The organism is Pseudomonas sp., assembly GCF_030150285.1.
In the GTDB taxonomy this organism is placed as follows: domain Bacteria; phylum Pseudomonadota; class Gammaproteobacteria; order Pseudomonadales; family Pseudomonadaceae; genus Aquipseudomonas.
This window is the reverse complement of the sequence record NZ_JASLGE010000040.1, coordinates 17,722-30,788: the sequence shown is the minus strand read 5'-3', so window position 1 is coordinate 30,788 and position 13,067 is coordinate 17,722. Positions and strand designations below refer to the sequence as shown.

General features: G+C 54.6%; 9 protein-coding genes and 2 pseudogenes. 3 read left to right on the top strand and 8 right to left on the bottom strand.

What is annotated here, in order from left to right; genetic code table 11:
- The 3 genes from Q1W15_RS09230 to Q1W15_RS09220 form a co-directional block, all read right to left on the bottom strand.
- The coding region (locus Q1W15_RS09230) for a transposase (protein ID WP_300726720.1) at positions 1-136 on the bottom strand (136 nt) is incomplete at its 3' end.
- A gap of 319 nt (positions 137-455) precedes the next feature.
- Positions 456-1,529, bottom strand: coding sequence for a DUF2971 domain-containing protein (locus tag Q1W15_RS09225; protein WP_300726714.1), 1,074 nt, complete (start codon positions 1,527-1,529; stop codon positions 456-458).
- Between the two features lie 163 nt (positions 1,530-1,692).
- A complete protein-coding gene (locus Q1W15_RS09220) occupies positions 1,693-2,442 on the bottom strand; it encodes an SDR family oxidoreductase (RefSeq protein ID WP_300726711.1) in 750 nt (249 codons plus the stop codon).
- A gap of 103 nt (positions 2,443-2,545) precedes the next feature.
- Between Q1W15_RS09220 and Q1W15_RS09215 the strand changes: the two genes are divergently transcribed.
- The 3 genes and pseudogenes from Q1W15_RS09215 to Q1W15_RS09205 form a co-directional block, all read left to right on the top strand.
- Entirely contained in the window at positions 2,546-2,920 is a 375-nt protein-coding gene (locus Q1W15_RS09215; protein WP_300726708.1) for a helix-turn-helix domain-containing protein, read from the top strand.
- Between the two features lie 148 nt (positions 2,921-3,068).
- Positions 3,069-4,582, top strand: a pseudogene (locus tag Q1W15_RS09210) (IS66 family transposase).
- A gap of 41 nt (positions 4,583-4,623) precedes the next feature.
- A pseudogene (locus Q1W15_RS09205) lies at positions 4,624-4,746 on the top strand (IS3 family transposase); the annotation flags it as partial.
- A gap of 175 nt (positions 4,747-4,921) precedes the next feature.
- On the opposite strand, the gene Q1W15_RS09200 reads toward Q1W15_RS09205, so the two are convergent.
- From Q1W15_RS09200 to Q1W15_RS09180, 5 genes are all read right to left on the bottom strand, one after another.
- A complete protein-coding gene (locus Q1W15_RS09200; RefSeq protein WP_300726706.1) occupies positions 4,922-7,123 on the bottom strand; it encodes a hypothetical protein in 2,202 nt (733 codons plus the stop codon).
- Positions 7,123-8,286: a hypothetical protein gene (locus tag Q1W15_RS09195; RefSeq protein WP_367280632.1), complete on the bottom strand. Its 1,164-nt coding sequence runs from the start codon at positions 8,284-8,286 to the stop codon at positions 7,123-7,125. The genes Q1W15_RS09200 and Q1W15_RS09195 overlap by 1 nt, the downstream gene beginning before the upstream one ends.
- Positions 8,283-8,720, bottom strand: a complete 438-nt coding sequence (locus tag Q1W15_RS09190) for a nucleoside triphosphate pyrophosphohydrolase family protein (protein WP_300726701.1) — start codon at positions 8,718-8,720, stop codon at positions 8,283-8,285. Before Q1W15_RS09190 ends, Q1W15_RS09195 begins: the two co-directional genes overlap by 4 nt.
- 325 nt (positions 8,721-9,045) lie before the next feature.
- Positions 9,046-10,845 (bottom strand): ATP-dependent helicase, encoded by a 1,800-nt coding sequence (locus tag Q1W15_RS09185; RefSeq protein ID WP_300726697.1) that lies wholly within the window; start codon positions 10,843-10,845, stop codon positions 9,046-9,048.
- Between the two features lie 43 nt (positions 10,846-10,888).
- Positions 10,889-12,793: an AAA family ATPase gene (locus Q1W15_RS09180; RefSeq protein WP_300726694.1), complete on the bottom strand. Its 1,905-nt coding sequence runs from the start codon at positions 12,791-12,793 to the stop codon at positions 10,889-10,891.
- Between the last annotated feature and the right edge of the window lie 274 nt (positions 12,794-13,067).

The following is a 13,067-nucleotide window of genomic DNA, read 5'->3' as shown; positions in this document are numbered from 1 at the left end:
GAATCCATTTGTGTAGAAGATTGGCGTTAATCCCGTGGCGCTGGGCCACACCGGCTATCGAAGCATCCGGCTGGGCGGATTCTTGTATGAGTTGGGCTTTGAAAATCTTGGTGTAAGAGCGTCGTTTTGGCTGCATGGGGGGATCCGCTTTAAAAGGCCAGAAAAGGTGTCCACTTAAAAAGGTGTCCACCATGTCGGGGCTTAGCGGGGATGAACAGATGGGTTTACCGTGCCCTTACCTTCAAGGGAATCTATGATCCGCCAATATGAATCTATTGGAGCCCGATCTGATAGGCAGGAAACGGCCAATTCTGTTGAAAAAAACGGAATTTCAGGCTGGAAGAAATAGACGTCGGCCCTCATTTCAGAACCTATTCACCACATTGCGTGGCTTTTTGGTTTTGCGTTAATCGTTTCAGCTTGGTCAGTGGGTTGATTTGAGGGTTTTTGCTGAATCAGGGTGTACCTATCCCGTGGTCGGTGGCCCTTGTGAGGTTAGTTTCACCAATCGTCTTACATTCTGTACCGCAGCCACCAAGGTGAATTCGTCGAGGCATGTTGCCCTGCTCCCTTCCACCCATGGAACACCAATCGTCCAAGCTGGTAGGTAACGAGACCATCCGGTACTCGTTTGGCGCAAGAGTGACCTTGAAGACAGGTATATCGATGTCTCTGCAGATCTTCAAGATCTCGAGCGCATCAGCATCTGAGATTTTTGCCCCGAGATGAACAGCCTTGAGGGGAGCGGGAAAGTTGGAGCCTTTCACCTCTCTATCGCTATATGGAACTACCCAGCGCCACTCACGCTCGTACTGCCAGTCGACAGCCTTGCACAACGATGCAGCAATACCAAAAAGAGCGTTGTAGTCTTTGCCCAAGTTGTGGGCTCTGAGGATCGAGGTCACGTCGAACAGCTTGTCGGTATAGGCAACCGGCCATAGCGTGAGGGTGGGAAGTTCATTCCGATGGAGCCTTGTGAAGTCGTACTCCATGGCAAAACCGGTGTGATTGTGGCCATAGTGGCTCCACATCAGCACCGAATCCACACGCGCACTTAGGCTGCAGATTTTGTAGCTGCTTTTGAGCTGATCAATAAGGGTCGGGAGCTGCCCCGCCTGGTGATTCGGCGCCAAAACATCTACTTCATGAAGCCATTGATCCACGTTCAGGCGGTGTGGCTCCTGAGCCGATGCCAGTGCAACTACCGCTGCAATGGCGTCATCGGACGCCAGAGCAGTGACGACCTGATCATCGCTGAAGCCCAGCTCATCGAGTTTTTTCCAAGCAGCTAGCTTCCGGTAATCAATCCAGAACGCCGTATCGTATGGGTCGTTGAACTCATTGGCGACGCCCAGATAGAGGGTTTTCTCAGCCAAATTTTTGAATGCGTAATCCCCGCATTTTCTGATTTTGAAAAGCCGATTGGGCGTGTGCAGGATTTTCTCCTTGACTAGCTTCGGGATGTCCATATCACAGATAGTGGCCGATGAAATGTTCTCAATGAAATCTCTTACCCATTCCCTATCCACATGAATTCCTTTGGCTAAGTGCTGTGCTGATGCCGTAGAAATTACCACACATAGAATTCCAGCTTACCTACGCTGCCAGCATCCTTAACCGCTTGCCACAATCATCAAAACTTAATGATGAATGTCTTTCCCGCCTTGGTGTCAGGTCTTCGGACCTCAAGGCCTACAGATTGGCGACCCCGCCATCAACCAGCAATTCCGTTCCAACGACAAAACGTGATTCATCGGACGCGAGAAAAACAGCCGCCTTGGCCAGTTCCCAAGGGGTTCCCATGCGACCGACAGGTACCAGTTCACGTATCTGTGCTCGTAAAGCATCCTGCTGCTCTGGGGCCAAACCCAATTTGTTCAGGGCAGGTGTTTCAGTCGGGCCGGGGCTCAGGCCGTTGACCCGGATCCCGCGCCCCAGCAACTCTCCCGACAACGTGCGTGCCAGTGATAGCAAACCCGCCTTGCTCGCGGCATAGGCACTGCTTTGCGGCAAGCCAATGTGGGCGCTGGTTGAGCCACACAAGATCACCGACGCCGGATTGGCCAGCAGCGGCAACAACGACTGGATCAGGAAAAACGGCCCCTTCAAATTGACAGCCATGAGTCGATCCCACATTTCCTCGCTCCACTCCTGCAAAGGCAAATGGGTCACGTCGCCCGCGTTGGCGTAGACCACATCGAGTCGCGGCCAGTGCTGCGCCAATGTTTGTGCCAGGCGGCGCTGATCATCTATGTCACCGGCATCACACTTTATCGCCAAAACGGCATCACCCAGCTCATACCTTGCGCTCGCGAGTCCCTGTTCGTTTCGTCCCGTAATGGCAACCGTCGCACCTTCAGCCAAAAACTGGCGTGCCGTTTCCAGGCCAATTCCACTGGTACCACCTGTGACCAAGGCGAACTTATCTTGCAATCGCTTCATGCTTGCTTCCCCATGGTTCTGTTGAGAAACCAGCAGTATTTCCCCTACAGTATCCTTTGGATAGTAGGCACCAATTGGATACTAACGAGGCCAATGGAAAGTCATGTCGTTTGAAAACACTCCAGAAAGTACGCAGCTGCCAGCGCCTGTGACCCAGGGTGAACCTTGTCCAATGGTGCAATTCGTCAATCTTATTTCCGGCAAGTGGGCCATTCCGATCCTGTATCGGCTGATTGTGTTCGACGCACCTGTGCGTTTTAGCAACCTGCAACGCGCCGTTGCACCGATCACGCAGAAGGAATTGACCCGCCAATTGCGTCTGTTCGAACACCGCAACCTTGTTCAGCGAACGGTGTATGCCGAAGTACCACCCCGCGTGGAATACCAAATCACCGAACTGGGCAAGTCATTGCGTCCGACGCTGGATTCTCTGGCAAGCTGGATGCGGGAGAACGCCGGGCAATGGGTTGATGATTGAAAACGGAAATTAACCCCAGTCCCCGAACTGCTCCAGGCGCTGGTAATCGGGCTTCCCTGGCAGCGACTTGGATCTACCGGAGCAGTCCGTATGCTTTAGAGGACATGGCTGACAGACATCGAGATGAAGGTCAGTCAAAGTCAGCGCCATGACGCCTACCACTTCCCTCGATCAACTCAATACTGAACAACTGCGCAGTTGCTCCAAAATATCGAACGACTCGACAAAGAAGTCCTGCACCACAAAACCCGCAACCAGCAACTCATTCACGAAATAGCCCAGCTCAAATGTCACCGCTTCGCCAAACGCTCCGAGTCGTTCAGTCCTGATCAGGCCAGCTTGCTCGACGACTTGATTGAGACCGATCTGGCCGCCATCGAAGCAGAGCTTGAAATCCTGGCACCAAAGCCAGCGCAAGCAGCAGTCCGCCAGCACCCCAAGCGCACTGCATTGCCTGCCGAGTTTCCTCGCACACTAATTTATCACGATCCTGAAAACACCCAGTGTCAATGCGGCTGCGCCCTCAAGCGCATCGGCGAAGACATCAGCGAGAAGCTTGATTACACGCCTGGCGTGTTCAGCGTCGAGCGGCATATTCGTGGCAAATGGGTCTGCAATAACTGCGAAACCTTGATTCAAGAGCCAGTACCGGCGCAAGTTATCGACAAAGGCATCCCGACTGCCGGGTTGCTGGCTCAGGTGATGATCGCGAAATACGCCGATCATTTGCCGCTGTACCGCCAGGAGCAAATCTTCGGGCGGGCTGGTCTCGCAATTCCTCGATCAACACTGGCCAGCTGGGTCGGCGCTTGTGGTGTGCAATTGCAGCCGCTGGTCGATGCCCTGCGCGAAGTCGTGCTTGAGCAAAACGTGGTGCATGTCGATGAAACACCGGTACAGATGCTCGCACCGGGTGAGAAGAAGACACATCGTGCTTATGTTTGGGGCTATGCCACGACGGCGTTCGCTGAGATCAGTGCGGTGGTGTACGACTTCAGCCCCGGTCGCTCTGGCGAATATGCCCGCAACTTTCTGGGCGACTGGAAAGGCAAGTTGGTCTGCGACGATTACGGTGGTTACAAAGCCAGTTTTGCACTTGGGGTCACTGAAATCGGCTGCATGACCCACGCTCGTCGCAAGTTCTACGACCTGCACATCACCAATAAAAGCGTGCTTGCCGAGCAAGCATTGCGGTACATCGGCGCGTTATATGACGTTGAACGTGAGATTCGCGATTTGGAACCGGATGTCCGGCGACGAATACGTCAGGAAAAAGCAGCGCCCCTGATGGACGCGTTTCATGCCTGGATGATCGCCCAGCGCGAGCTTGTGCATGAAGGTTTGGGGATTACCAAAGCCTTGGATTACAGCCTAAAACGCTGGGCTGCGTTGAGCCGTTACCTGAACGACGGCACGGTGCCCATAGACAATAACCACCTCGAAAATCAGATAAGGCCATGGGCGCTTGGGCGCAAAAATTGGCTGTTCGCCGGCTCCCTACGCAGCGGTCAACGTGCGGCGGCGCTGATGAGTTTGATCCAGTCGGCCAAGCTCAACGGGCATGATGCGTATGCTTATCTGAAGGACGTCCTTACTCGCCTGCCGACGCAACGGGCGAGTGAAATCGGGGAGTTGTTGCCGCATCGTTGGCAACCGGCATAGCTGCGCAAGACGGGATGCCCGTCCGCTTACACAAACTCAACAATCTGGATGAGCTTGAAGCAGGCATAGCTGGCTACATACACTACTACAATCATTCACGAATCAGGCTGAAGCTAAGTGGCCTGAGCCCTGTGGAATACAGGACTCAAGCACGGCGGGCATAGACGGCGTCCAACATTTCGGGGTCAGATCAAAAATGGTGGGCACTATCTTGGCGAGTTTTGCGGGGTTTCAGGAGTGGGGCCTGGGCGGACGGTTACTCTAAACCTGCATCGGTGACTAAAAGCACATTACGACAGCCAGTAAATCCGCCCTCCTCCATTGGTATTGGCTGCCCGCTTAGCCTCCTCTAACTGCCTGAGCCGGGAACTGTGCACGCTGAGTAAGTAGGAGCAGCCCCAGAAGACTGGAAGCTTCGCCTTTACGCTGCTCGATAGCCTCCTCGAGTAGTGCCCGCGTGTCCTCCTGCGTGAGCTTCAGCGAGCCAGTGGCCAGCGCCGCAGCGAACTCCAGGGCGGCATCGCCGTAAGTTCTCTCCCACCGGGCAAATAACTTGGCGATGAACTCCTTCATCAGCTTGCTCAGCTCCGGACTCGCTGAGTAATCAAGCTCCGAAGGGAGACACGCCCGAAGGAATGAAGCTTGGAGGACATTGTCGTTAAACCGGAGGAAGCACTCCGGCGACAGCACCACTGACTCATACCCCGTCGGCTGAAGGCGTAGCTCATGATCGTCGTGTTCGCGAGCGAATTGCAGGACTGCAGCAATCGTGAAGAACACTGTGCTTTGGGGTACGTTTGGACAGTCCCGACCCACATTGCTTGAGGGGTCGAAGAACAGAAACCCATCGGACAAGGCGAGCGCGCTGCCATCATGTTTTGGCAGGAAGTTGTGCTTGTGCTCCTCAACAAGCTCAGTGGCCTCATCAATAGCCTCATGACGAACCTTTTCCGCGACTTTGGGCGTGAAGCCGACATCATCGACCTGCCCGGCAGACGCAACCGTGAGCAAGCGACTCCAGGCGTTCTGCTTCCCGTCATCACCAATGGGTAAGCACAGCCAGTTGGAGAAGCCGTATTCCCGAGGCGTGGGGTTCTTCATCAGGAAAGTCTTGAGGAGCGCCCAGGCTCTGGCGCTCTGTGGAATCCCGATCGGTGCAAGGAACCTGCGTGGCACGGTCGCGTCCATGTAGGCCCGCAGATCACGACTGATCTCCCTTAGAATACCCCCGTCGCGCGCCACCACTGTCGCGACAAGCACCCCGGAGACGGTCTCAAAATCGACTTGATCAAGTTCGCTGTAAGGCACGCATCGGATTGACTTGGTAGCTCCCCATTTCTGACTGAGCATCTCATTGGCCACCTCGCCGAGTTTTTTCGACCCGTCATCGTCGGCGTACACAATTAGGTTTGTCGCCATAGAGACCGACCAGTCGATTTCAGCGGTCAGCCATTTCCTGAAGTCAGCGTCCGCTAGCAGCAGATCAGGATTGAGCGTCAACAGCTTGCTCGACCGGTTGAATCCAATGATTCCCCCCATACCGAAATACTTGTGGAATTTGGCCAGCCGCTTAGGGTCATGCTTCAGGGATATTGTGATCGATTTGGGAGGCTTTGATTTCGCCGAGAAGTTCTCCCCTATGATCTCGATCAGCGTGCAGCCTTCCTCTGCCTTGACCGGCAGTGGATAGTCAATGTCGTCCAGGGCGACCAGGACGCCCCCGTATCGGCCATCCGCCGTGCGATCGATCAGCGTGGCAACGCAATCCCCTGTGAAACCCTGCTCCCCCATCTGCTTGGCCATGCCGCCGGACGTGGAGGCCGATACGACGCAGAAATAGTCATTTGCTGGAGGGTACATTGTCTTGAGTCGCTCATAGGAGTGGAAACTCATGACTTCGGCCTTACTGTCCAAGCGACCAAGCGCATTCTTCACGAAGGCGTAAATGCCCATGGTGTCGATGTACACCTTGTCCGCCTGGCGCAGCCTGGCCCCGTATTCGAGTGCGATCGCATACCCCACCACGCAAACTTCGGCCTCATCACTCGCCAGTTCTCGGGCCTGGATAAACACGTTGTTGAGCGTGCCGGACGGGTGCTTGAAAGAATGCGCGGACGGTGCAGAATGAATGACGTTGTTCTTCTCGATCAGCGTTCTCAAACCATCTCGCAAGAGAGTGCTCGGATCATAGCGGTAGACAAGTTGCTGGCCGCCCAGCACATGAACGTTGAAGCTCGCGCCATTCCACTGTAAGAACACGTATTCATGGACGCACACACGCGCGTTTTTTACGCCACGCTTCAGGAGGTTGGCCAGGCGGTCTTGATCGTCAGCCCAACTGCTGTTGTACACCGACAACTGATCAGACGTTCCCACGATGTAGACGCAGTCAGGCAGATGTCGTTGGGCCTTCAGCGCGTCTTCGATATCAGTGAAGACGTGCTGTACCGAGAGCTCCGAATCGTTGTAGCAGATGACCAACGCTTCATGACTGCCGCTGGGGTCGCTGACAGCGGACATCCATTGATAGAAACGCTCCATTACATGCCCCTCAATGGAATCATAATGGTGACAACGGCCCCGGCAACAGGTGCCAAGTTGGTGCTGTCCCAATCCCTGAAGTCGTCAGGGTCACGCTGCCGATCGTTTTCTTCGAACTGGTTGTAGATGCACAGCCGGCCAGAACGAATACGGATTAACCCGCCCACCTTGCGAAGCTCATTCAGGATGGCAGGCAGACCTATCCCCGCGGCGTCCAGAATCTTGCTGGACTGACGCGGCTGCAAGCATTTGAGCAGGTACCCCCGCTCATCCTGGAGCGACATCTCTTGCACCGCCTTTCCGCTCATTCTGGAGGCAAATCCGGGGCCCGAGTCGAAGAAGCTGATGTGCAACGCCCGCAAGCTGGTCTTGTTATTGTCGGTGGTAGAAGATTCTCTCTGCCAGTAACGGCGCAAGTCCTCACTGCCGTCAAAGTCTTCGGCAAAGATGTCGTCCTCAAGACGCCTCCAGCCGACCATGACGCCTTCAACATGGGCAAAATACGCGTGGCCAAGATGATCTGAGGTCGCATGTTCCTGTGTGTTGGATACAAGCTCAGAACAGAACAGACCCAAGCTTTCGATCAATGATTCCGGAACACTGGTGCGCCCGCTTTGCTTGTTGACAAAGTCAATGAGCCTGCGCATCTCGGTGGTCATTTCAGATGGAGGCTTTACCTGACCTGCAGCGCTAAACAGCGGTCGCAGGTGCTGAACCTTCGATCCCGCTACACAAATCAAATCGACGGCCCGGCCGTTGACGACGTCCTCGTACCGACCTGCATCCATGGCCTGCATTCGTTCTACCGACTCTTGGAAGACCTCTCGGCGATTGAATGTCAGTTCGCCTAGCCGGATACCCTTGGAAAGACGTAAAGCTGCGATACCTGGCGAACAGTTAGCGAGGTTGTGTAGGAGCGTTTTAACATCGGCCTGCGGGTTAAAATCCAGGTAGTCGCTCTGCAGCTGCTGTCGGGCCAGGGTGACGATCAGTTGGAGGCGTGCGGCATCATGCATGGCGCCACGCCGGGCGCTGAGCATGTCTGCCTGAATGAGGAATTTCTCCCCCGGACGATCGCAGATCTTGCGAATGGCCGCCTCGATGTCTTTGAGCGTACGCGTCTTGCCAAGGTTGATGGATTTCAAGCCTGTTTCTCCGATCAAGTGTCCGCTTTGTCGTTAGCGCCAAGAAGCAAGTTTTTGATCTTGGGCTCTGGTTTCCAGTAATTCGGGCCTTTGAGAAACTTGCCATTTTCATCGTAGATTGGCTTTCCATCTGCCCCGAGCTTGCTCTCGTTGCTGTCCATGATGATGTCCAGCACCTCCTCGAGCGGTAAGCCGTACTTCAGGCCCTCAGACCTGCAGTAAACAATCACGTCGCCCAACAAGTCGGCAATGGCGACCTTTATATCGATTTCAGCATCGCCTTTTTCGATCTTTTCGACGATTTCATCGATCTCATGAACTTCAGCCATCAGCGTGGCTTTGAACTTCTTGAGCTTGTCAGCAGGATCGGTCAGTAGCGTGGGCGTGCCGTTGATCGGCAGCTTGTACATCTGATTCATGGCATGGATTCGGTCTTTAAAAGGCTTACCCATGAATGTTCCCTTATCGATTAGTCAAAAATTGTAAGTGTGGGCTGCGGGATGCTAAGCGCAAAAAATCAAGGCTATGCTCTGAGCCACGTGACCACTGGTTCAGGGTTGGTTGCTCTGGCTGCATACGGCCTGTCTCCGGTTAGCCGTGAGGCCTTAAGCATACACGGAGGGGGCCTAGGAACGGTTCATAGGCAGGAGATCTCAGTTGAAAACTCATCGTCTCACCCTACTGATTTAGATCAAAAGGCCAAGTTGACGAAAGCATTCCCTAGAAGTTTTGCACAGCGCGCCCAGCATGAGTGAACGACCTAAATGGTGATTAGATTTAACGAGTGGAACGCAAATGTGCTCGTTTAGGGACGGTTATCGGGGGGGGCGGTACTTCAAACCCCAATTGCGCCAGTACAGGTCGATCCTCTTCTTTGAGCTTTTTTACCGCCCAAATCAGCATATGCTGGGGCCTGGAACTCGCCACATAAGCGAACCTTGCGGCTTCCGATCCGCGATCTCGCAACCAGTCTTGCCAATGAGACTGGTGCGGCCCGGGCTGTTGGGACGAAACCACCACAGTGACATCGTGAGTTTCGCCTTTCACCTGGTGAATAGTTTCGTAGCGCAACGTGTCTGGTGGCCCCTCCAGTACCTCTTGGCTCAACACTCGCACGGAGACTGGCTTATCACCCTGCCCTTTGCGAGCCACAAGGTTCAAGTCTTTCAGGACATCCAGCTCCTCCAGTAACTCCACAGGTACGAAAGGTTGATTCGGGAGCCGTCTGATCGCCAGCTTTGCAGTGCGCACCCAAGCAGACCAGGTCTGATCGGACTTGCCTGCACCATTGGCGACCATGAATTGCAGGCTTTCATGGAGGAACTTCCGCCAAACAAGCTTGGACTCCATGACAATGGGGCAATAGGGGCCGACCTTGGTGACCTGCAGCTCGAGTTTGTCGGCCAGCCACTTTGCAAACGTCCTCAGGCTTTGCTTGATGTCCTTGAGGTTACCTGTGCTGGCGCTGATGCACGCGACTGCCAATAGTTCGATGCCTTCGAAGGTCTCACCATTACGCAAACGCTGCAGGGTCGTATGACCCCGGGCCACCAGTACCACTTTGGTGTATCCCTGTGTCATGGTGCGAATTATAGGCAGCAGCTCAGAGGGGCACACTTCATATTCGAGTATCCGTGGTTGCAGGGAAGCAATATCTGCATTGCCCCTGATCCGTTCGCCGCCAAGGATGTTGGTACACAGATCGACTATGACCTGTCCACTCCGCCAGTTCGCCTTGAGCTCATACGGGTCGAATTTCAGCTTGACCATGAGGTCGGTGACATTCTCTGGGTTCGACTTGCGAAAGCCATAGATTGACTGGTTCAGATCACCCACGAAATGGAACGCCATACCGAACCGTGCGAGATGCTCCACGATTCGTAGTTGCTCTGCAGAGAGATCCTGGCATTCGTCCACGATGACCAGAGGAAACCGGCGCGCGATCCGCGAAAAATAGGGGTCGAATTTCCTATCCTTGAATGCCTTCAGGGCAAGCATGTCGATGTCACCAAAGGTGGCAAAACCTCCTCGCCACAGCCGCTTCTTAGTGGCAATGAGATCTTTGAAGGTATCCTGATTAAGGGTTTCGGCGTTCAGTTGCTTATCGAGGCCGCGTTCGCCAGTGGAAAATACGAACTTGGTCGTTCCAAGGTCGTAGTCGTATTTGCACGCAGAGATCCAACGATCGCAAATGCTATTTCGCGTGCGATAGATGTTCGCTGCTTTGTCCAGAATCCGAATGCGAAAGTCACCTTCCCTGCCGGTATATCCCGTCATCTCACTGGCAATGCTCGCCACCAGCCGGTTCAGCACAAAGCTGTCGAACGTAGCGATTAGATGAGGTTTGCCGATCGGCTCCCCCAGGTACCTATGAACCCTGTTCCTGAGTTCGTCCGTGGCACTGTTGGAGAACGTCAGCACTGCGATGCCTGATGGTGAACGAGACCATTCTTGGACGATTCTGGCCACCATCGCGGCAACCACTTCCGTCTTTCCGCTGCCCGGGCAGGCCTTGAGGTAAACGTGCCTGTCGAGCGGTGAGGCGAGATAATCCAACTGCTCCTGGGTGAAGTTCATTGGGGGAGCACCCTGCGTGGGATTACTTCAGCAACTCGAGCGATCATGCCTGTCCCTCTTCCAGTCCACAGGCCCAAAGGATGGCCAGTCGTATGTACTCCGGCACGACGAAATCAGCTGGGCGCGCCAAGAGCGCGTCCGCGAGCGCTTGGGCGTACAACCCCTTGCCAATCTCTTCGGAGTCGAGCCTGGCGAGCAAAGCGCCAGCAAAAGGGGCTTTATCAGCAGAGGACATGGATGCGAAATCCCGTTTTGCATCTTCCCTCAAATTCCCGGCCACCTTGCCATCCTGAACGGGCCAGAGATCTGCTGCCACATTCAGCATGGTCGTGAGGTTGCCGCCCTCCAGCGCAATGTCGTACTCGAATGTCTTGTACTTGCCGGCGAACAACCGAGCGAATTGAGACTGATTGATCGGCCCCTGAAGCTCCAATGCCGGATTGTTTCCCAGCCGGTGATCTTCGGCATGCGGGAGGAATGGAACTGGTTTTTCCCTGCCTTCGCCATCGTCAATGGTCGAGAAAGATTTGGGAGGGTCATTATCCGTGAGTCCGGCGCACCTGATAGGCACATTACCACCAGGCTGGGCGCCCGTGACATCGCAGAACAGCTGCATGAAATGCTTGAAATAGATACCGCCAAGGTTGATGACGGACACGCCGTAATCGTCCAAAGAGTCCCTGCCCTTCCCTTGAGCATGCAAGACGATCCTAGCCAGCTCGGGGACAACGATTGCCTCGGCAATTCCTTCGACGAGGATCGCGCCTTTTGAGAAAAGAAGATTTGACTTGGTGACGTCGAGCCAGCGATCTACAAAACGCCGGCTCTGCTCAGGAAGCCCTGTTTTTCTCAGAGGAACGGCTGTTGGCATGCCTTCATTGGAGAGGTGAATCAGGTGCTCCACAGACACCGCAGCCGAAATCACAGTTGAGTGGGTTGTGATGATGACCTGGATACCTCGAGCTTCTGCCTCCGTTTTGAGGTGTCGTAGCAACCGTAGTTGGAGCTGCGGGTGTAGGTGCGCCTCCGGTTCCTCGATGAGCAGCAGCCGCAGGTAGGTCTCTTCACCACGCCCCTCCTCTACCTCAAGGACGAGCTCCGCTAGGATGGATGCGATGTACAATAGGTTGTTGTACCCCAGGCTGTTCTCCCCCAGAGATCGGAACTGGGTGGGGTCGGCATTTGTGAGGTCGGGGAAATAAAGCAGTCTCAATCCTTCAACGATACGGGAGAAGCTCACCTCGGAGAATTGGATCAACGTGCTTTGGGACAGATGCATTCCGAGCGCGGCCTTCAGGCTTTCACCGATGCGTTGGTTGGCCAGTTTGATGGCAAAGTCGTCGCTCTGAGAAAGCTCGCGGTTGAAGTCGCCAACGCGCTGCTCCAGCGCAGTTAGAGTACCGGCCTTTCTGGCAGCATCCAGCTCTTTCCGACATAGGGCCTTCAACAGTCTGGCCAAACGTGATTGGCGCCCCTCTCGGAGCTTGCTCTCTGCGTCGCGGAGTGGCGGCAGATAAACACAGTGAATCAAGTCAAGTGTTTCAGGATCTAAGGGCTGGGTGAATTCGTGACCACCATAAGTGTGATACTTGAAGCGTCCACGTGACTCTTGGTTTTTGGCAATGAAGGTGAGCTTCGCTTCATCATAGTTCCCGCACCACTCATCAAAGGCAGTGGCATCCTTATCATCCAAGTCGGAAAACGTGGCCTGGATCTGGAGCTCCTCCGAGGCGAAAGCACCTGCCTCAAAACCCTTGTAGAAATCGTGCTCACCGATGATTCGTTTGCCCGACTCCGAGTCATTGAAGAGCTGACGCACCGCGCTGATTACACCGGTCTTGCCCGCGCCGTTTTCGCCCACCAACACGTTCAGCCCATCGTGAAATTCGATAGTGAAGGGTTCGCCAAAGCACTTGAAACCTCTAACGTCCAACGCGCGTAGATACATGAGAATCCCTTCTATCTGGAGTCATCCCGTGGCGAGCAGAGGCCGCGCCTAGATGGCGCTAGGTCTCGATGAACGACGCCTAGCTGAATAGTGGCAATACGTTACACCGGTTGACTATCAGGGCCTACCTGTAGATGGGGCTTTAGCTTCCGGTTGAAGCGGACAAAAGCGCACGCAAGCCTGCCAATCCACAGAATCTCTGGGGCACATTAGCGCCGCTCTACGCGTGATGCCGGCAGATCGGTATCATTTAACATCCTCAAATGGTGCGGCT